The organism is Aliihoeflea aestuarii (assembly GCF_024105665.1).
Lineage (GTDB): Bacteria > Pseudomonadota > Alphaproteobacteria > Rhizobiales > Rhizobiaceae > Aliihoeflea > Aliihoeflea aestuarii.
In genome coordinates, this window is record NZ_JAAAMK010000001.1 from 603,952 (window position 1) to 623,576 (window position 19,625).

22 protein-coding genes are annotated in these 19,625 nt (G+C 61.7%); 8 read left to right on the forward strand and 14 right to left on the reverse strand.

Going from position 1 to position 19,625, the window contains the following annotated elements; all coding sequences use genetic code 11:
* Positions 1-2: 2 nt before the first annotated feature.
* The 4 genes from GTW25_RS03010 to GTW25_RS03025 all read right to left on the reverse strand — a co-directional run bounded on the left by GTW25_RS03010 (position 3) and on the right by GTW25_RS03025 (position 2,915).
* Positions 3-635: a DsbA family protein gene (locus GTW25_RS03010; protein ID WP_126006772.1), complete on the reverse strand. Its 633-nt coding sequence runs from the start codon at positions 633-635 to the stop codon at positions 3-5.
* A gap of 69 nt (positions 636-704) precedes the next feature.
* On the reverse strand, positions 705-1,421 hold the full coding sequence (locus GTW25_RS03015) for a L,D-transpeptidase (RefSeq protein ID WP_372493038.1): 717 nt from the start codon (positions 1,419-1,421) through the stop codon (positions 705-707).
* Between the two features lie 150 nt (positions 1,422-1,571).
* The gene (locus tag GTW25_RS03020) at positions 1,572-1,898 is read right to left on the reverse strand and encodes a hypothetical protein (RefSeq protein WP_126006774.1); all 327 of its coding nucleotides are present in this window, start codon (positions 1,896-1,898) and stop codon (positions 1,572-1,574) included.
* A 12-nt stretch (positions 1,899-1,910) separates the two neighbouring features.
* Positions 1,911-2,915, reverse strand: coding sequence for a L,D-transpeptidase family protein (locus tag GTW25_RS03025; RefSeq protein WP_201744836.1), 1,005 nt, complete (start codon positions 2,913-2,915; stop codon positions 1,911-1,913).
* A gap of 167 nt (positions 2,916-3,082) precedes the next feature.
* On the opposite strand from GTW25_RS03025, the gene GTW25_RS03030 reads away from it, so the two are divergent.
* Complete coding sequence (locus GTW25_RS03030; RefSeq protein WP_126006776.1) at positions 3,083-3,307, forward strand: hypothetical protein; 225 nt, start codon at positions 3,083-3,085, stop codon at positions 3,305-3,307.
* 215 nt (positions 3,308-3,522) lie between these two features.
* On the opposite strand, the gene GTW25_RS03035 is transcribed toward GTW25_RS03030, so the two are convergent.
* Entirely contained in the window at positions 3,523-4,176 is a 654-nt protein-coding gene (locus GTW25_RS03035; protein ID WP_126006778.1) for a transglutaminase-like cysteine peptidase, read from the reverse strand.
* Between the two features lie 152 nt (positions 4,177-4,328).
* Positions 4,329-4,745, reverse strand: coding sequence for a copper chaperone PCu(A)C (locus GTW25_RS03040; RefSeq protein ID WP_126006780.1), 417 nt, complete (start codon positions 4,743-4,745; stop codon positions 4,329-4,331).
* A gap of 187 nt (positions 4,746-4,932) precedes the next feature.
* On the opposite strand from GTW25_RS03040, the gene GTW25_RS03045 reads away from it, so the two are divergent.
* Positions 4,933-5,346 (forward strand): MerR family transcriptional regulator, encoded by a 414-nt coding sequence (locus GTW25_RS03045; protein WP_126006782.1) that lies wholly within the window; start codon positions 4,933-4,935, stop codon positions 5,344-5,346.
* A gap of 8 nt (positions 5,347-5,354) precedes the next feature.
* On the opposite strand, the gene GTW25_RS03050 is transcribed toward GTW25_RS03045, so the two are convergent.
* The gene (locus tag GTW25_RS03050; protein ID WP_126006784.1) at positions 5,355-5,852 is read right to left on the reverse strand and encodes a hypothetical protein; all 498 of its coding nucleotides are present in this window, start codon (positions 5,850-5,852) and stop codon (positions 5,355-5,357) included.
* A 56-nt stretch (positions 5,853-5,908) separates the two neighbouring features.
* Positions 5,909-6,892, reverse strand: a complete 984-nt coding sequence (locus GTW25_RS03055; protein ID WP_161601182.1) for an endonuclease/exonuclease/phosphatase family protein — start codon at positions 6,890-6,892, stop codon at positions 5,909-5,911.
* A 408-nt stretch (positions 6,893-7,300) separates the two neighbouring features.
* Here GTW25_RS03055 and GTW25_RS03060 point away from each other — a divergent pair, with 408 nt between their 5' ends.
* The 5 genes from GTW25_RS03060 to GTW25_RS03080 are packed head-to-tail and all read left to right on the forward strand — an operon-like array spanning position 7,301 to position 11,902.
* Complete coding sequence (locus GTW25_RS03060) at positions 7,301-9,598, forward strand: heavy metal translocating P-type ATPase (protein ID WP_126006787.1); 2,298 nt, start codon at positions 7,301-7,303, stop codon at positions 9,596-9,598.
* Positions 9,599-9,641: 43 nt separating this feature from the next.
* Positions 9,642-10,193, forward strand: a complete 552-nt coding sequence (locus GTW25_RS03065; protein ID WP_235897755.1) for a copper chaperone PCu(A)C — start codon at positions 9,642-9,644, stop codon at positions 10,191-10,193.
* On the forward strand, positions 10,190-10,795 hold the full coding sequence (locus tag GTW25_RS03070) for an SCO family protein (protein WP_126006790.1): 606 nt from the start codon (positions 10,190-10,192) through the stop codon (positions 10,793-10,795). Before GTW25_RS03065 ends, GTW25_RS03070 begins: the two co-directional genes overlap by 4 nt.
* 13 nt (positions 10,796-10,808) lie before the next feature.
* Positions 10,809-11,258 carry a disulfide bond formation protein B gene (locus tag GTW25_RS03075; protein ID WP_126006792.1) on the forward strand — a complete coding sequence of 150 codons (450 nt, stop codon included), beginning with the start codon at positions 10,809-10,811 and terminating at the stop codon, positions 11,256-11,258.
* Entirely contained in the window at positions 11,255-11,902 is a 648-nt protein-coding gene (locus GTW25_RS03080; RefSeq protein WP_126006794.1) for a DsbA family protein, read from the forward strand. The genes GTW25_RS03075 and GTW25_RS03080 overlap by 4 nt, the downstream gene beginning before the upstream one ends.
* Positions 11,903-11,924: 22 nt before the next feature.
* Here GTW25_RS03080 and GTW25_RS03085 read toward each other — a convergent pair whose 3' ends face one another.
* The 4 genes from GTW25_RS03085 to GTW25_RS03100 all read right to left on the reverse strand — a co-directional run bounded on the left by GTW25_RS03085 (position 11,925) and on the right by GTW25_RS03100 (position 17,497).
* Complete coding sequence (locus GTW25_RS03085; RefSeq protein ID WP_235897757.1) at positions 11,925-12,866, reverse strand: cation diffusion facilitator family transporter; 942 nt, start codon at positions 12,864-12,866, stop codon at positions 11,925-11,927.
* 1 nt (position 12,867) lies between these two features.
* Complete coding sequence (locus GTW25_RS03090) at positions 12,868-13,416, reverse strand: hypothetical protein (RefSeq protein ID WP_126006796.1); 549 nt, start codon at positions 13,414-13,416, stop codon at positions 12,868-12,870.
* Positions 13,417-14,327: 911 nt separating this feature from the next.
* Positions 14,328-15,971, reverse strand: a complete 1,644-nt coding sequence (locus GTW25_RS03095) for a winged helix-turn-helix domain-containing protein (protein ID WP_126006798.1) — start codon at positions 15,969-15,971, stop codon at positions 14,328-14,330.
* 224 nt (positions 15,972-16,195) lie between these two features.
* On the reverse strand, positions 16,196-17,497 hold the full coding sequence (locus GTW25_RS03100; protein WP_126006801.1) for a cytochrome b: 1,302 nt from the start codon (positions 17,495-17,497) through the stop codon (positions 16,196-16,198).
* A gap of 217 nt (positions 17,498-17,714) precedes the next feature.
* Between GTW25_RS03100 and GTW25_RS03105 the strand changes: the two genes are divergently transcribed.
* Positions 17,715-18,149 (forward strand): MerR family transcriptional regulator, encoded by a 435-nt coding sequence (locus GTW25_RS03105; protein ID WP_126006803.1) that lies wholly within the window; start codon positions 17,715-17,717, stop codon positions 18,147-18,149.
* 28 nt (positions 18,150-18,177) lie between these two features.
* Here the strand turns inward: GTW25_RS03105 and GTW25_RS03110 are convergent, their stop codons facing one another.
* Both GTW25_RS03110 and GTW25_RS03115 read right to left on the reverse strand, forming a co-directional pair.
* Positions 18,178-18,906: a heparan-alpha-glucosaminide N-acetyltransferase gene (locus tag GTW25_RS03110; RefSeq protein WP_126006804.1), complete on the reverse strand. Its 729-nt coding sequence runs from the start codon at positions 18,904-18,906 to the stop codon at positions 18,178-18,180.
* A 146-nt stretch (positions 18,907-19,052) separates the two neighbouring features.
* Positions 19,053-19,619, reverse strand: coding sequence for a class I SAM-dependent methyltransferase (locus tag GTW25_RS03115; protein WP_126006806.1), 567 nt, complete (start codon positions 19,617-19,619; stop codon positions 19,053-19,055).
* Between the last annotated feature and the right edge of the window lie 6 nt (positions 19,620-19,625).

A 19,625-nucleotide genomic window follows, 5' to 3' on the forward strand; every position in this document is an offset into this window, starting at 1 on the left:
CCCTATTGGCCGCTCGCCGCGATCAGCGGATCGACGATCTCGCTGAAGCGGTCGATGCTGAGGACGCCCTTGTACATCTCGCCATTGACGAAGAAGGTCGGCGTCGAATCGACGCCGAACTCACGACCTGCTTCGAATACAGCCTGCACTTGCTGCTGCAGTTCCTCGTTCCGCAGGCATGCCTCGAAGGCGGCCTCGTCCATCCCGGTCATGCCCATGACGGCCTTGAGCGAGCCTGAGCCGTCGGAGGACCGCGCCCAGTTGTCCTGGGTCCGGTAGAGCAGGTCGATGGTGGCGTACCATTTGTCGTCGCCGGCGCACCTGGCCAGCATGAATCCGGCCGAAGAGCGCGGATCGAACGGGAACTCGCGCATGATGAAGCGGACCTTGCCCGTATCGACGTATTTCTCCTTGAAGGCGGGCCAGACATTCAGATGGAAGTTGCGGCAGTGGCCGCAGGTCAGCGACGCGTACTCGATCACGGTGACCGGAGCATCTTCCGGACCGAAGCTTTTTTCCGCGAGCGCTCCCGGCGCGAGCAGGTCTTCGGGAGTCGGTTGGGCAAGCGTCAGAGCTGGAAAGGCGGCCGCCGCTCCGAGAGCGGACAGGCCATATAGAACGTTTCGACGTTTCATGGTCGTTTCCTTTGGTGAGCTTCTACTTTGCAAGCTCTAGCCCCTGGAGGAGCAAGCGCTAATTTGGCGTCAGGCGATCGCTCTCGGACCGCTGCGCACGATGATTGGCGAGGGGATCGAGACACGATCGTAGAGGTCGATGATGTCCTGGTTGATCAGACGGACGCAGCCGCTCGACACCGCGCGCCCTATGGTCCAGTACTCGGGCGAGCCGTGCAGGCGGTAGAGGGTGTCCTGCCCGTTCTGGAAGATGTAGAGCGCCCGCGCACCGAGAGGATTGTCGAGCCCGGGCGGCTGGCCCCCGTTCTCGGCGCTGAATTCTTCCAGCTCGGGCTGGCGCGCAATCATCTCCGCCGGCGGGGTCCAGACCGGCCAGGGCCGCTTCCACTGGATGACCCCTTCACCGGACCAGGTGAACCCCGCCCGCCCGAGGCCGACGCCGTATCTCATCGCCTTGCCGTCGGGCAGAACCAGATAGAGGAAAAAGGACTGCGTATCGACGACGACGGTTCCGGGACGTTCGCCCGTCGGGTCGTCGACGAACTGACGGTAGAACTGCCGGTCGACCCTTCTCAGGTCGACGGCGGGGATCGGGAAATCCTCTTCCGGCATCGCCCGGTACATGGAGACGAAGGAGGGATCGATGCTCGGCGTTTCCGGCACCACCGCGACGGGCTGGATATCGGTGGTCGTGCAGCCGGCCAGCGTCAAGGATGCGGCCGAGGATGCGGCAAGGGTCAGGACTTGCCGTCGGGACAGGCCTGTGCGTGATGGTGTGGTTGTCAATGCTTTGCTCCCAATACGGTCGTGGTCCATTGCTCCCCGCGGAAAGCAATTGGTGAGGACGAATTGCGACCGTCTGGATCGGAGCCGCCTTTCCTCGGGGCTGCGCCCGAAGAAACTCGATCTCCTACCGGCCGTTTCGCCTGCTCGACGCTATTGGGGCGGTGGGACGATGATGGGAATGAAGGCGAACGTCAGGTCCTGCTCCCGGCCGTGTATCGACAGCAGGCCCGCGCTGGCAGCGTGGGGTGAAAGCCAGATCGTCAATCCGGCGCAGTGGTCATGGCATTTCGTCGTGGCGTGCGGCGACAGTGGCAACGCATCATCGTTGCTATCGTTCGGCAGTTCGGAACCGCCGCTGCCAGCCATGATCTCGGCCGTCGCGAACTCCTGAAACGACATCTTCGCAGCCACGGCCGTGGGCGCCGCCATATGGACGGCGACCATGAAAGCCAGGAGGAATGCGAGGAATCGGATCATCGTGCTGTCGTTCTATTCCCTGGGCGAATGCGGGTCTGCAAGCGCCGCGGAAGGCCGGCTGATAGGGACGGAGCTCAGCGACGTTCTTTTTGCCAGTGTTTGCTCGCCGGAACGCTCCAGAAGACTACGGAAGCTTGGGTGCATTCCGCCGTCGACATAAGCATGAGCGCTGAGCGCCGTGCCGTTCTCCACCATGCTCTGCATCGCGAGGAGGTCGGCTTCCGTCCTGCGAGCGACGACGGGGTCGTCCCCTTTCACCGCCGGCGGACAGGCGGCAAGAGGATCGCGCGGCTCTCCACCCTGGAACTCCATGTCGAAGACGTAGCGGCGGCCGCAGTGGGAGACCCTGGGCTGGCGCCGGGTGACTTCAAAGATATCGTAGCCGCGCTTCAGGTCGGTCCAGAAAGAGAAGTTCGGGTCGTCGCGATGCTTCGCCATGTTCTGGGCGGTCATTCGGAATGGAAACGCCTGCACCTGGAAAGCAGGCTGGCCGCCCCTGAGGGCCTCGCGGGCCACGGCGTAGATCTCGGCCACGCCCTCATCCGTCAGGGCGAAGCATCCCGACGACGAACAGGCGCCATGCACCATGAGCGCTTCGCCCGTGTAGCCGAGCGCCGCCTCGAGGCGGTTGGGATAGCCAAGGTTGAAGGAGAGGTAATACTGCGAGTTCGGGTTAAGCATGCCCGCGTTGACGTGGTAGAACCCTTCGGGGGCCTGGCGGTCGCCCTCTCGCGTCTTGGGTCCGAGTTTTCCGGACCAGCGGCACATGGGATAGGTCTTGAGCAGGGCGAACTGGCCGCTGCGGTCGCGCTTCCAGATTTCGAGCTCGCTTTCCTGCTTGAAGATCCTGACGAGGATCGGGGCAGAGGGCGACATGGATTTGCGCGACATTTCGGCAAGGAGGGCGGCAGGGATGGGCTGCGACGCCTTGTTGTCGACGTCGAGAACTGTCGACACGCACCCGCTCGCCAAAAGGGCAAGCAAAACGACCACGCCTATCCTTATCGCTTGCAACATGTTCGCGCTTTCATGATCCTTCGCGCCGATCCGACCTCGGGATCGAGCCGTAAGTTTGGGGCTATCATAGTTAAGAAGATGTTGCCCCTAACATGTTTGCGAGCGGCAAAGAACCGCAGCACGTTCGACTATCCGTCCTCGGGGGAGAGCCGATAAGAAGGACGGAATTGAGGCTGCGCCGCCTTGTCAGGGCTTTTTGGATTGAGGATGCGATGAATTCGCTGGAGCAGATGACCCTGGAAGAATCTCGCGATTTTGTACGCAGGAGAGCGCGCAAGAACCTGTTGGTCGTCCTTCTGCTCGTCGGCTTTGTCGGCGCTGTGTTCTTCGCCAGCTTCGGCCATATCCTGGGCGAGATGCGCCCGGCCCAGGTGGAGACCCAACCGGAATAGCGGAATAGTCACATAGGGTTGAGTGGCGTCGGGAAGCCGACAATGAAAGAGTGGACCGGCATTTGTCCAATTGCCGGTCCACCAATGTTTTTGCGCCTGGTCTCTCTGCTGGCTGCTGGTTCGACAGCCTATATCACCCTTGCCACCATCTTCTGGCTTGTGTGTATCGGGATCGGGCACAACAGGATGGAGATGCTCTATGGAACGACCGCGCTCTATCTCCTGACCCTGGCCGCCGCCGTGGAGGGCGCGTGGTTGTTGCCGGAGGATATCAGGAGATCGTCCTCGTTCATGAGGCTGACCCACTGGTTGAGATCCCGCTGGGATTGACGCTTGAGGAAGTAGATTCTCGCCTCGCTCCAAAGCAGCACCTTCTGCTCGAGATTGTCGAGGATGAAGTCGCCAAGGCTCGTCACGACGGTGAGCACGGCGTGTCCCCCGCCCTGGGCGTCGCGAGCCGTTGTCAGCAGCAACGCGCCGAGCGGATAGCCCATTTCATTGAGGCGCTTGCGCTTCAGCAGCGCGTAGTCCTCACAGTCGGCTGCCGTCGTAGGGTATTCCCAGAACTCCTCGACGCCGTAGATTTCCATGTCGGTGAGCGCCTTGATAGTGTTTACCTTCGTGTTGACCCTGACGATGTCGCTCCAGGCCGCACGCGTCAGCTCGATCATCGTGCCGGCCGGAGCGCGAGCGCATCGGTCTCGATATCGACGGCAATACTCGTAGTATCCGACCGGCATCGAGGTCGTACCGAACGTCGCCATGTTCCGTGCGTTGTATGGTTGGGTGGGGTTGAACTGTGACGCACTCGCCCATGCGGACGTGCAGAAAACCAGGAGCGCGAGTGCGCTCATCCAAAGCTTTTTCATTGTTTGACTCTCCCCGAAGTGATGGGAAGAAGCCTAGCGTAGAAACCTCAAAATCGAAGAAAATCAATGGCTTGTATTCGATTCAAACTCGCTGCAAATCGCAGCGGTTTTCGCAATCCTTCCTTTACCAGGATCGGCGGGCTTGCTGCACGTTAGTTCGCGCTACGATCGGCCTCGCCGTGCCGGTGGCTGGTCAGCCGATCGGAGCTCGGCACGAGATAGGCTGACACTTCCACTTCCTGGCCATCGTCGAAGATCAGCATCAGGCGTTGGCTTTCCGATTGGTCGATCGGAGACGCGGGATCGGCAAGCAGGAGGTGGATGCCGCCAATACGCATCTGCAGTTCGGCGTGCGCGGGAACCAGAAGCGGGCCGCCGACCGGCCCAGCCGCGTCATCGTCGGAATTGAATGGTGTACGCATCAACCTGATGTTTGCAAAGGCTTCGCTGCTCACCTTAGCGAGATAGGCGTGAGTATCCGTGCCGTTCCAGATCGTCAGGAAGCCTCTGGCCGGGGAGCCGTCACCATCAGCAATCAAGATCTCGGCATGTTCGACTGTCAGCGTCAAGAGCGATTGGCAGCCGGCGAGAAATCCCTGTGTACATCGCTTATGTCCCCTCCACGATTAGTGGCCGTGAACGTCCGTGATGAATCGGGCAAGGCTGTGAACCGCGCCCGCCTTCGGGATGCGGCAATTCGGCACTGTTGCGGGACACCGATTCATCCTTCAATATCTATAAGAGCTGGAGGTAATCATGCTGACGATCGGAGAGCTGTCGCGCGTCACCGGGGTGAAAGTTCCGACCATCCGCTACTATGAGCAGATGGGTCTGTTGATGGCGCCGGGCCGCTCGGGCGGCAATCAAAGGCGTTATGAGCCTGGCGAACGGGAACGGTTGTCCTTCATCAAGCACGCTCGCGACCTCGGTTTCACGATCGGGGCCATTCGTGAACTGCTCGAGCTGAGCGAGCATCCGGAACGGCCATGCGCGGATGCCGACAACATCGCGGTTCGTCAGCTGCAGATTGTCCGGGACAAGATTGCAAAGCTCAGGCCCCTTGAGCGCGAACTCGAACGCATCGCGACCCGATGCCACGGCGATCAGATCAGGGACTGTTACGTCATTCAGTCTCTGGCCAACCACGAACTGTGCTCGAACGAGCACTGAGAGTCGGCTTAGACCTCGGTCTCGTCATCGAACCGGCAGTAGTGCGCTACCCTGTCGGCAGGGCCGTTCGTCGAGGGCACGTCGCGAAGGATGATGGTGACGGCCGAGCTATCCTTTGGCGCCACGATCGAGCCGGATATCGTGATCGTCGGATGATCCTCCGGAACCAGCTCGAACGTCGTTTCGTCGCCGATCGTTGGGCCCAGGCGCAATGTCCCGGTATCGTAGTCCCCTTCCGCGGAGAACGTCGTTTCCATCCGGTCCTTTGTAAGGAAGAGATAGAACTCCAGCTCCGACCCGAAGGGTGCGCGGCCCCAGAGCCAAGCTTCGGCCTTTTCCAGTGAGGGCCCGACACGCGCGACGATGTCGTCGCAGTCCTGCGATGTAGGCGTGCCTTGCTCCGGATACCAGAGAAACACGCCGGTCGGAGGGCTCGCCAGGGCATGACCCGCACCGGCCAGCCACAAGGCAGCTCCGAACGCATGTACTGTCAGGCGCGGTCGCATCTCATGTTCCCACACAGCCGGCGCGGCTGTCCTTCGTTTTCGCTTTTAGGTGGTCGTCAATCCGGGATAACCACGCGCGCCACGACTGGCAGATGATTGGAGCCAAATTTCGACCCCAGGGTCAGATCCTCCAGCCCCAATGTTGGCGACAAGACGATGCGGTCGATTGGCGTGCCGATCTGCGTGAGCGACCAGAGACGTATGCTGAAGCGTGTCGGCAGCGGCCACCACCGGGATTCGGTCGTCCGGTATCCCGTCGAGGACAGGAAGTCGAGAAAGAACGGAGACCAGGGTGGCGTGTTCCAATCGCCGGCGACGACGACCAGAGCGTCCGACGGCTCCGACTTCACGGCTGCTTCCAGATCCCGAAGGTACGCGGCGCGCGCTTCCCAAGCGCGGGGGCTGCGCGGAGTCTGTGGATGGACTGCATAGAGAACAACCGTCCTCCCTTCGACCGACAGCTCGAAGCGCACGGCGAACCTGCCGTATGTGTCGCCGCTCTCGGGAAAGACCGTCCGTTCGTCGAGGATCGGGAACCGGCTGAGAACCTTCATGTCGGTGTTGCCGGCAAGGTCGCGGCTGCTTTCGAAGGGCCAGCGCCCTCTGGCGATCAACGTGTTCTGCCAGAACGGCCTCACCTCCTGCAGCACCAGGATATCCGCCTCGCCGACCTCGGGAAGCGCAAGAAAGGGACGCGGATCCAGATTGTCGACCAGGACATTGGCGGAGACCACGGTGAACGTCGTTCCCGCCGCCGCGGGCGCCGGCGGCGGGAGGAAAAGATAGGGAACGCCGGCAGCCAGAAGCGCGATTGCTCCCGCGATCTTCGTGGAGCGCCGAGGAAGCGCGAAGCCTATGACGAAAAGAATGACGCCCGCCACGAGAAGGTGGGGACGGATGAAGTTTGCCAGGTCTGCAGCCCATAGATTTCGGGATAGCGCTACGGATACGAACTGTGCCGCGGCAAAGGCGAGCTGCGCCAGCAGCAAGACGGCGAGGAAAAGCTTCGGCGTGCGGCCGCTGGCTGAAGAGAAGGGCACCGGTGTCGATCCTGCTGAAAGCGCCGCGAGGAGCAGATTATTTCTGCGGTGCAGGTTTCGGCCAATGGGGCAATCTGGCGCATGGGGCTAGCGACAGGTTGGAAGTCCCGCATGAATTCGGCGCTTGTTGCGCGGCGGCCCAAAAAGGGCAGGGAAAAAGCGTACAAGGCAGAGGTCCGTGCATACTCAAGGTCTCCACTCCTGCGAGGTGAACGAGCACCTCATGACCGAGCTGGCGCTGGCCTTGCTAGACACGGTAACGAAACATCGCGCCGGCTCCAGCCGAAGCGCGATGTACTGACGGGAAGCACACGGCAGAGCGGGAACTGAAAAATCTGAAATTTCCTCTTGATCCTCTAGCTGCTCTAGGTCGTATGGAATTGCTCCTGACATACAGGAGTGTAGATTATGACGGTCCCGCAACGCCAGACGCGCTTTCGAGTGGAGGGGATGGATTGCGCGAGCTGCGCGGCCAAGATCGAGACAGCCGTTCGCCGCATTCCGGCCGTGACAGATGTAGGAGTTTCGGTCGTCGCCGGCACGATGACGGTGACACACGGGCCGGAAACCGACCTCGACGGTGTCGCGCGCAAGCTCGGCAGCCTTGGCTACAAGGCGTCCCCCCTGACGCGAACCGGAGAGAAGGCGCCCGCCTCCGGTCATGTCCACGGTCCGGAATGCCGTCACGAGGGGCATGAGCATTCGCACGACAACGATCACCATGCGCATGGCGGCGGTAACGCGCATGACGGTGTCCCTCCATCCAGGGCCTCGAATGTGCCGACCGGCGACTCGCTTCACGGCATGCACGGGCATGACCATGGGCCGATCGACGGTCCGTGGTGGAGCACATCGAAGGCGAAGCTGACCATCGTCTGCGGCGCGGCGCTCGCCATCGCCTTCGGGCTGTCGCAACTCTTTCCGCAAACGCAACCCTGGGGCTTCATCATCGCCATGGCCGTCGGGCTCGTGCCGATCGCGCGCCGGGCGCTGTTCGGGGCGATGAACGGCAGCCCGTTCTCGATCGAGACGCTTATGACCGTGGCGGCGGTGGGCGCCGTCATCATCGATGCTGCGGAGGAAGCCGCAGTCGTCGTCTTCCTGTTCCTTGTCGGCGAACTGCTGGAAGGCATCGCAACGGGACGGGCGCGAGCGTCGATCCGTGCGCTCTCGAACCTGATGCCTAAGACCGCGCTGCTTGAAAGCGAGGGAGGCACACGGACCGTTCCGGCGGACAGCCTCACGGTCGGTTCGATCGTGATGATCCGTCCGGGCGACCGGGTGCCGGCCGACGGCGTCGTGCTTTCCGGCGAAAGCGCGGTAGACGAAGCGCCGGTGACCGGTGAGTCGGTCCCCAAGCGAAAGGAGGAAGGCGACAAGGTGTTCGCCGGCACGGTGAACCAGGAAGGGGTGCTGCGCGTGCGCGTCACGGCGGCCGCGGCAGACAACACGATCGCTCGCATCATTGCGCTGGTCGAGGAGGCGCAGGAATCGAAGGCTCCGACCGAACGCTTCATCGACCGCTTTTCCAAATACTATACGCCAGGCGTGATGGTCGTGGCAGCGCTCGTGGCTATCCTGCCGCCGTTGCTGGGCGGAGCCGAGTGGAACACATGGATCTATCGCGGTCTCGCGGTTCTGCTGATCGGCTGCCCGTGCGCGCTCGTCATCTCGACGCCGGCCGCAATCGCGGCTGGGCTTTCCGCCGGCGCCCGGCGCGGCCTGCTGATGAAAGGTGGAGCCGTGCTGGAGAACCTCGGTAAGGTCGACAGCGTGGCTTTCGACAAGACCGGGACGCTGACCGAGGGCAAGCCGAAGGTGACGGACATCGTCGGCATAGGGCGCGACGAGCGCGAGACACTTCGCCTCGCCGCGTCGCTGGAGGTGGGCTCAAGCCATCCGCTTGCGGTCGCGATCCTCGCAAAAGCCGAAGCGGAGAATGTGCCAGTGGTCGCGGCATCGGAGGCGGGCGCTGTTGGCGGCAAGGGCGTTGTGGGGACGCTCGATGGTGTGAAGCTGTTCTTCGCCTCGCCACGTGCGGCGGGCCAGCAGGTCATGCTCGACGAGGCCCTTACCACACGCATTGCGTCGCTCAACGACGAGGGCAAGACCGTGTCGGTGCTGTTGGCAGGCGGACAGGTCGCCGGTTTGATAGCCATGCGCGACGAGCCACGCGATGACGCGAAGGCCGGCATCGCCGCGCTGCGCGAGTTGGGCGCCGACTCTGTGATGCTGACGGGCGACAACCAGCGCACGGCCAAGGCGATTGCCGCCTCGCTCGGGATGGAAGCGCGCGCCGAGCTCTTGCCTCAGGACAAGCAGAAGATCGTCGGCGAGATGCGGGCGACAGGCTCGTTCGTCGCCAAGGTCGGCGACGGAATCAACGATGCGCCCGCACTTGCCGCCGCCGACATCGGCATCGCCATGGGAAGCGGAACCGACGTCGCGCTGGAGACCGCGGACGCAGCGGTCTTGCACGGTCGTGTCAAGGATGTGGCGAACATGGTCTCGCTCTCGCGCGCAACCATGAGCAACATCTGGCAGAACATCGTCATGTCGCTTGGCCTCAAGGCGGTGTTCCTCGTCACGACCGTCCTTGGCGTGACCGGGTTGTGGCCCGCGATCCTGGCCGACACCGGCGCTACCGTTCTGGTCACCGCCAACGCCATGCGCTTGTTGGCCTGGCGCGGCATTCGCGATGCCTGACACATACATGCGGCGATGTGCATCCTGTTCCTGCAAGGCGGAGATGGCGCAGAACGCCTCATGTCGAGTGCGATATGGAGTGGAAAAATTGTTCAATGCTAACAAAGCCGTCGCCATGGCGACGCTGTTCATGTCCAGCTTGCTGATTGCCTCGCCCGCAGCGGCGCACGACTTTTCGGTCGGCGACATTGCGGTCGGCCATCCGTGGTCGCGTCTCGCACCGGCCAACGCTCCGGTCATAGGCGGCTATCTGACGCTGACCAACACAGGGTCGCAGCCCGATACGCTGGTCGGCGGAAGTGCCACGATCGCCGAACGCGTCGAGATCCACGAGATGCGTATCGAGGACGGGGTGGCCCGTATGCGGCCTCTTCCCGCTGGGCAGGAGATAGCTCCCGGAGCGACGGTCGAGCTCCAGCCGGGCGGTACCCATCTCATGTTCATCAATCCTGAACGTGCGTTCTCGGAAGGCGAGCGCTTCGAGGTGACGCTCGAGTTCGCGAATGCCGGTGAAGTGGCCGTCGAGTTCGTGGTGCAAAGGAACCCGGGTGGAAATGCGGGACAAGAGGATGAACATGGAGGCCATGCGCCATGAGCTTTGTCAGGCTGTTCCGCATCGGCGTTTGGGTCGCAATCGCGGTGCTGGGCACGTACCTGGTGGTGTCGACGCAGATGACCGCGCAGCGCCAGCCTGTGGAAGCTTCGACCGGGGCAGCGCGTGTGGGCGGCCCGTTCTCGCTCGTGTCGCATGAGGGAGAGCGGGTGGACAATCAGTCGCTGGCGGGGCGTCCCTACGTCGTGTTCTTCGGCTTCACCCATTGCCCCGAGATTTGTCCGACGACGCTGTTCGAGCTGACCGACCTGATGGGCGAACTGGGCCCGGATGCAGACAAGCTTGAAGTCCTGTTCGTCACCGTCGATCCGGAGCGGGACACGCAAGACATGCTCGCCGGCTACATGACCTCCTTTGACAGCCGCATCACCGCGCTGCGGGGGACGGCCGAAGAGACCGAGGCCGCACTGAACGCATTCTCGGCCTACGCGGCAAAGGTGCCTCTCGAAGCCGGCCAGTACACGATGGATCACACGGCCGGCGTCTTCCTCATGCGCGGCGACGGCAGCTTCGGTGGCGTTCTCGACATGCACGAACCCCGCGAGACGAGGCTGGAAAAACTGCGCCGTCTCGCGAGCGCCTGACCGGGACTAGACGATGCTCGACAAGGTGTCCAACAAATCGGCTGAAGACTGGAATTCCTGGTGGCTGTTAGTGGCCTGGCTGATCGCGGCCGGGTCGACGCTGGCAGCCTTGTTCATCGGTGAGATCGTGGGGCAGACCCCGTGCAACCTCTGCTGGTTCCAGCGGGTGTTCATGTTCCCGCTTGCCATTGTGCTCGGCATCGCGGCGTTCAGGCTGGATGTCGGTATCAGGATCTACGCCTTGCCGCTGGTGGCAATCGGCGCTGCAATCGCGGCATTTCACTCGCTGGTGTACTTCGGCCTCATTGATGAGGGCATAACGCCGTGCGCCCGCGACGGCCCGTCCTGCTCGGGAGCCGACATGACCATTTTCGGCGGCGTGCCGCTGCCGCTCGTGTCGCTGCTCGCGTTCATCGCGATCGGCGGCAGTCTTGCCTTGTGCCGACCTGGAGTTTTCAAATGAACCGTCGACAGGTGACCATCCTATCCGTTGGATTGGCCGCAGGAGCAATCTTCGGGGCGTCAGCGCTCTACTACAACCGCGCGCGCAGCCTCGATCCGTCCGGCGCCGAAGCTCTCGTGCGGGAGCATTCTCCCGTTATGGGGCCACCGGATGCTCCTGTGACGATCGTGGAGTTCTTCGATCCCTCCTGTGAAGCCTGCCGGGCCTTCCATCCCCTCGTGAAGAACATCCTTGCGCAGTATCCCGATGACGTCAGGGTCGTGTTCCGGTACGCGGCCTTCCACGACGGGTCGGATCAGGCGGTCGGGATCATCGAGGCGGCACGACGGCAGGACCTCTTCGTCCCGGTGCTCGAAGCACTTCTTGACGCGCAGCCGGAGTGGGCAATTCATGGCAACCCGAACCTCGACCGCGCCTGGCAGGCCGCCGCCGCAGCAGGCCTCGACCTCGAGCGCGCGCGCGAAGACGCAACCACGGCCGAGGTCGCGGCTGTGCTGCGGCAGGATACCAGCGATGTCGACGCTTTGGGGGTCAGACAGACGCCGACATTCTTCGTAAACGGCAAGAGCCTTCAGTCCTTCGGGCCGCAGCAGCTGATTGATCTTGTCTCCGCCGAAGTGCGATCCGCTCGCGAGAGCGGATGAGCCATCCGGCTGTGGGGCCGGATCACTCATGATTGGATTTGAGTTCGCCCCGTGGGTCGACCTGCACGGTGACGTGGTCGATCGCATAGCGCTCCTTGAGCCAGGCCGAGACGAGCGGCGGGAGGCTGAGCGGATCCGTTCCGGTCGCCGGGCTGACATGGACTGTGGCGACGCTCGTCTCGTCCGTCAGCGTCCAGGCATGAAAGTGCCCGGCCTCGGCGATGCCCGGTACGCCGGCGAGCCCGCGCTCCGCTTCGATCGCGTCCACACCACGCGGAACAGCTTGCAGCAGGACGCGGATCGAATCCGAGACCAGGCTCCATGCGGATCTGACGACGAGCCCCGCCACCAGCACGGACAGGATGGGGTCGAGTATCGTCCATCCGGTCAGCATGATCCCGATCGCCGCAGCGATCGCGCCGACGGAGCCGAGCAGGTCGCCGATGACGTGCAGGAAGGCGCCCCTGAGATTGCTGTCGCCCTTGTTGCCCGACCAGAGGATCCAGGCGCCGGCGACGTTCACGCCCAGGCCGATCACCGCGACGATCAGCATCGGGCCCGCCAGAATCTCCACCGGCGCGTTGATGCGCTGCACGGCCTCCCACGCGATCCAGGCCACGAGCAGGAGCAACGTCGCGCCGTTGGCGAGCGCCGCCAGTACCCTTACCCGGTGGAAACCGTAGGTGCGTTGGGAGTCCGCCGCGCGCCGAGCGATGCGATAGGCGATCAGGGCGAGCAGCAGCGCGGCCGCGTCGGAGACCATGTGGCCCGCATCCGCGATTAGCGCGAGCGAGCCTGAGTACCAGCCGCCGATCGCCTGCACGATGGCGTAGCTTGCCGTGAAGATTAGTACGAATCGGATGCGCCGCTCGTTCGAAGCGGTCACGACCTGTGCGTGATCGTGGCCCTCCTCGTGCGCGTGCCCTTCATGGCCCGTCTTCGAGATCTCTGGATTGCCGGTCACATCAAGCTCCTTTGGAAAGACGCCACATGCCCCACCACGCTACAGGCGCGAGCAGCACGACGGTCGCCATGCCGGGAAAATAGGCAAAAGGCTCTGGGGTAAACCATGGGAAGACGATAAAGTGCGCGAGCTCCGTGATGCCCATGGCAGCGAATAAGGTCCAGGCGAGATAGGTGCCGAAACTGTACCCGCGGCTGACCAGGACGGGCATCAGCAGCCACGCTCCAACGGACAGCAGGACCAGCAGGATCACCTGCCAGGAAGCGGCTTCGGGCGTCACTATGCCGGTAATCTCCGCCAGCCTCTCGAAGAAGCCCATCGAGTATTCTTCGATGCGGTGAAGGGCGAAGAGCGCTAGTGCAAGAAAGTACGGGGTCCTGATCGCGGTGAAGGACGGGGTTGTCGGAAAGATCAGCCACAGCACGAACCCGCCGAGGAATCCGGAGGTGAAGATCAGCATCGTCCAGAAGCCGAAGGCGGAATAGCCAAGAACGAGAACCGCAACGGTGAAAAGGAATGCCGCTGTGACGGTCGTGGGATTGCTGGTCATGGCCGACCCCGCAACGCGGATGTTGAGGCTCGGAGGACTAAAGCCTGATCGGGCTTGTTCGCCCCGCGGGCCTTGAAAGTGTGTGACAACGCGGCATCGGTCGGAAGCGCGCAAGGGCCTCCGGTCTGCTGCTTTCTGAATGTGGTTTCGCGGAACATCGGCGGCTCACCTGATCCTGACTTGATTAAGACTGCATCCTCTAGCCGCTAGAGGAGCAAGCGAATTTTGCAGGTCGGAAAACTTCTGGGCCATTTCCGCTAGACGTCTTTTCGAGGGGCTCCTCATGGTTTGCGACATGGTGTTGGATTTTTGCCTCGCGCCGCCTGCCTCTCGCTCTCTCGGCGCAGAAGCAGTATTCGGCCTCGGCTAGCGGAACCTAGGAATTGTGCGGCTAACGAGAGAGCGAACTTCAAATAGTCGTGCAACAATTGGCCTCTAACAGTCTCCGCTTGAAACTTGGGGTAACGATGGGTGGGGTCATGTTGGAGGAGCAGAAGTTTGAATTTGTTGCCCAGGATGCGGGCACGCGTGTCGCGGCGGTCAGTCACGGGAGGGACATCTGGCTCTACAGGCTGCTTGTAAGATTGTGGAAAGCTCCGCTGCGTGCATGGCACAGGCGCTATTTGGCTTCCTTGAGCGACCGTCAGTTGTTGGATGCTGGCATCGATCTGACGCGTGCGGGCAGGGGCAGGGGCTCGGCCGCACGCCTCGATCCGAATCTCGAAGGTCTTCGGTAGTCTGCGTCACCGAAGTCACATCCTGCAGTCGTCGGACGGCGGGATAAAACATGCCCACTTAAAGGCGTGCCGCGAAGCTCGGTGCGCCTTCTTTTTGTGTTCTGTTTTCCCGCTCTCACTCGGAGCGTGATGTGGATCCACATAAGGATGGGCGCGGACGCCGGCTCTGCCGCCTCAAGCAAAGCGGTCGGGCAGGCGCGGATGCGTCACGACAAGCTCATCGGGAACAGCCGCCTTTCCGAAGCGCCGAACGACAAGCGTCAACAGGGTGCGAATGTCATTTTCCCTGTGCGCCGGATCGCTGAACAGCCGGGCCGATACGTAGCTCTGCCACTTCAGCAGCGCCGCCGCCTTTCCGCGCGAAAGCGTCATCGTCACCGCTTTGGCCCGAAGTGAAAGCTTCTCGGGATGCGAAAACAGCGGCTCGTACAGAAACATAAGGGCGGCGGACATGCGGTAGAGCTGCCGCTTGGCTTCGTGGAGGCGCTCGTAGTCCGACACCGCGCGCAACGCCTGAAGCTTGAGGGTGAGGGTGTAGAAATGCGTCTTCGAGCCCGGAGGCACGAGATTCAGCGCCTGATCGATGCAGCGCAGCGCAGCCTCGGTTTCGCCCGCGAACGCCCGGAACTGGCCGACGATCGCCAGCGATCCGGCCGCCGATACGCTGGAAGCGTAGGCTTCCTCGGATAACTCGCGTGCGAGGTCGAAATAGCCGCGCTGAAGGAAATGAAGCAGCTTGGCCGCCATAATGGCGTATTCCGGCTGGGACTGGATATGAGGCAGCGCCTCGAGAACCAGCGCCTCGATGTCGTTCTCGTCCTGGGGCCGGTCGTCGATGCCGTTCTGAAACAGATTGTAGCCGAACTGGATGTACTTCGAATGTATGTGCGTGGCATACATCACCTTGAGGGACGCATCGTCTGGGCTGTCCTTCCGCAGATGCCTGAGCCGAACCTCGTTCTCCTTCCATGCAGCCACGACCCGGCTCTCGTGCAGCGACACCAGTTTCTGAAGATGCCCGTCGCTGTCGGTCGGCACGCCGGGGCCGAGTTCCAGATGGGTTGAGGCCGATTGCATCAGCACCGGCAGCGGGAGATCATCCCCGACATACGTGGCCAATGACCGCCAGGTCTCCGCTAGAAGGAGCCTTGTCACCTCGGCGGCGGATCGTATGGAATGCGCTGGATCGTCATCTGGCACCATGACGCGGCGAACCGCCAATATCCGGCCTGAGCGAAATTGCCGCGTCGTGGCGACGCAATTCACCGCACCGCGTTCCTCGAAGAATGTCAACTCAACCGAAAGGGTAGGCATAGTATCGGTGAAGTCGGGTGCAGGCGGGCAATCCGGCGCAAGCATAACTCGCCGTTCGGGTGGTAATTCGGATCGGAACGCTCCGTGCAGATGTGACGCGAACCTCTCGGCAAGGGCGCGGCGGTCGTCGAGATTGTCGATTCCCTTGAGCGGGCCTACTATGAGATAGGCGGCCGCGTAGTTGGCATCGACGCTCGGAGCGCCACCGATCCAGACATAGCCTTCCCCATAGCGCGTCGCGATGAATCGCGGCTCGCGGGCGTTGTCCGAAAGCTTGCGGCGCAACCGATTGACCAGGAAATCGATGTTCCGGTCGCCATTGTCGGAGCCTGACCCTGTGACCGCATCCAGAATCTGATCGCGGGTCAGGATTCTGTTCGGATGCCGCACCAACACCGCGAGCGCCCGCTTCTCGGAGCGCGTGAATGAAATCCGTTTGCCGCCCGGCATTTCCACGAAGGAAAAATCTGGAGCAAGCCTTATGCTTACAGGTTTCTCGCCCACCTACCCCACCCAAGCGCGCCCAAAAACCGCGACGATCGCAGGAACACTATTTAACAATAGCAACTCCTCCCGCCAACAAACATTTCAAACAAGCCAACCGCGATAGCACAAAACTGCACACAACTCATCTTGGGTGTTGTTACGTCGAGCCGGCCCCTCAGCAGACTATGTGAGGAACCGTCGGAACAGTTCTTTGGAAGCGCCAACAGCAAATGTCTGAAAACTCAACTGGCCCTCTGCACCTGCTTGATCTTTTCCGGCTCGCTGATCGCATTGCCGGGTTCCTTACCAAGCACCGCCTCGGTGATCGAGTTGGGAACGCGACGAGGCGTCTCGAGAAGTCCCAGCAGCGGCATAACGATCAGAAAGAAGCCGAAATAGAACAGCGAAGAGACCTGCATCAACGGTATGTAGATGCCTTCCGCAGGCTTCGCTCCCAGCCACCCGAGGAAAAGGGCGTTGGCTGCGAAAAGCCAGAAGAACAACTTGTACCAGGGGCGATAGACCGCCGAGCGAACCTTTGACGTGTCGAGCCAAGGCACGAAGAACAGCACCGCAATAGCGCCGAACATCGCAAGCACGCCGCCGAGCTTTGCGTCGATAGGCCCGATGTTGAAAGTGACCGCTCTCAGGATCGCGTAGAACGGCAGGAAATACCATTCGGGAACGATCTTCGCGGGCGTCCTGAGCGGATCGGCCTGCACGTAATTGTCCGCATGGCCCAGATAGTTCGGAATATAGAAGACGAAGTATGCGAACACGATCAGGAAGATCACCATGCCGACCGCGTCTTTCGTGGTCGCATAAGGCGTGAAGGGCAACGTGTCCGTCTTGTGCTTGACCTCTATGCCTGTGGGGTTGGTCTGTCCGGTGACGTGCAGCGCCCAGACATGCAGGACGACCACGCCCGCAATCATGAAGGGCAGCAGGTAGTGAAGTGCAAAGAACCTGTTCAGCGTCGGACTGTCGACCGCAAAACCGCCAAGCAGAAGCTGCTGGAGCCACTCCCCGACCAAGGGGATGGCCGTAAAAAATCCGGTGATCACCGTCGCGCCCCAGAAGCTCATCTGCCCCCATGGGAGGACGTAGCCCATGAAGCCAGTAGCCATCATCAGGAGGTAGATGATGCACCCAAGGATCCAAAGCAGCTCGCGAGGAGCCTTGTAAGAGCCGTAGTACAGTCCGCGAAAGATGTGGAGATAGACGGCGATGAAGAAGAATGAAGCTCCGTTGGAATGCAGATATCGCAGGAGCCAACCTGAATTGACGTCACGCATGATCTTCTCGACCGAATCGAACGCCGTTGCGGTGCTCGCCGAGTAGTGCATCGCCAGCACGATTCCGGTCGCTATCTGGAGGACCAGCATCAGTGTCAGAATGCCGCCGAACGTATAGGCGTAGTTCAGATTGCGTGGAACAGGATAGGATACGAAGGAATCATGGATCAGTCGCGGAAGCGGCATGCGCGCATCGACCCAGCGGCCAATACCTGACTTTGGGACGTATCTGGATGGCGACCCCGACATTCTGTTCCCCTCCTTTGATCCGGTCGATCTCCGATCGTACAATCCGGAGTCCGTAACACCTCACGCTGCTTGAGCTTCAAGACCCTTCGAGACTTCTAGATGCGACAAATTTGTCCCCATGACATCGAGGCCCCAGCACAGGAGGCGAGATGGCGGGCACCTTGAGCATCATCTCAACCGTGCTACATCGGCGAAAAACAAGAGGACCGCAAAGACCATGGGCGCAAGGACTTACTCGATCGGCGAGGCAGCAAGAGAGAGCGGCGTCAAGGTGCCGACAATCCGCTACTACGAGGATATCGGCTTGCTAGGGAGAATCGCGCGCAGCGACGGCAATCGGCGCTTCTACGACCGGTCCGACGTCAGCCGCCTCTCCTTCATCCGCCATGCGCGTGAACTTGGCTTCGAGGTGGATGCGATCCGCACGCTGCTGAAATTGCAGGACGATCCCGACCAATCATGCGAGGCCGCTGACGCGATTGCAAAGGCGCGCCTCGACGATGTCGAGCGGCGCATCTCAAGCCTGAAACTGCTGCGCGTCGAGCTCAAGAAGATGATGCACGAATGCGCTTCGGGCCGGATCAGCGAATGTCGCGTCATCGAGATCCTCGCGGACAGCAGTCACCTTCACGGCAAACTCGTCGATCCTTGAACCAGGCTCGCGCAAGGGGGGGCAGCTTTCATCGTTGTGCAAGCCAGGACAGCGGCACGATGATCCCGAGGAGGATGGGCTGGTGCAGGAGGTAGATCGCGAGGCTGTGCCGCCCCATCCAGACGAGCAGACGTGCTGGCTTCCCGGCAGCGAGCAAGTTCGCGAAGCTGGTATTCAAGTCAGCTGACAGAAGCCACTTTGCCACGGCAACGCCCATCAGCGTCAGGCCGACCCACGGAAAGATCGGCACGAAATCGTTGCTTGGCGGCACCTGCTCCGCGAACCCGATCCAGGCCAGCCAGCGCGTGTCGAAGATCGTTGACCGCCAAAGCATCGGCATGGAGAAGACGGCGATGCCACCCAGGAGGCATGTCCATGCGCGTGCCCGCAGAAACAGCGTACCGATCAATGTGGCGGCGGCAATCGCGTGCAGGATGCCAAAGTAGATGAAGGTCCCCGGAAGGACATACCACGTCACAACCGTGATCGCAGCGGCCGACGCGGCGATCTTTGCCAGGCGTATGAAGTAGCTGGAAGGCTGAAAGCCGGCCCTGTCTGCCAATACGAGACCGACACCGACAAGGATCATGAAAGTGCCGGCAAGGCTACGTCCGAAGGCCAACCACAACGGATGGTTGGCGACGCCGGCGATAAAGCCCGTGAACTCCAGATCCCAGACGAAGTGGAAAAATACCACACCGGCGATAGCAGCGCCGCGGACGGCGTCGATAGCCCAGAGTCGCATGGAGTTCGTCATGCAATGCCTTCATCTAAGGTTCCACGGGACAGACTATAGGACCTCGACCTGCTTGAGGTTCAATTCCGATCTTGCTCACCGCAGCGAACTAAGATGCGGAGCTCGACCCACCATTGTCGCATGGCTCGCGCCCGGTTGGCCAACCCTCAACGACTGATCCGATAGACAGACGCGGGTGGAAAGTTGCGGAATTCCGTTCCGATCATCTCAACCTTCAAGTCAAGACGTCGAAGGACGCTTTCGGGAATTGGGCTTCGCCATCCATATGTGAATTGGTAAAAGCCCGCTTTCGGTTCCAGCAGCCTGAATGAGCCGGCAAGAATCCGCAGAACTTTGGAAGCCGGCATTGCCAGCAGCGGCAGTCCGCTGATGGCCGCTCCATGAAGCCTTGGTTGGGGGAGATTGCTCATGGATAGACGCGCAGCGTCGGCGCGCACGATCATCGCCCCGGGGTAGCGCTGCGCGAGAATGTCAGCAAACTCCTCGCCCAGCTCGACCAGGGTGAGTTCATTTTGCATTACGCCCCGGCGGATCAGCGCCTCCGTGAAAACCCCGGTGCCAGGGCCAAATTCGATTACCGGCCCGATCCCCGGGTGAACATGCCTGGTGATCAGTGCAGCGAGGTGCGCGCTCGAGGGGATGGCGGCACCGACGCGCAGCGGGTTGGCGACCCATGCGCGCAGGAAAGTTAGCCTGTCGGCCGATTGGGGCATTGTTTC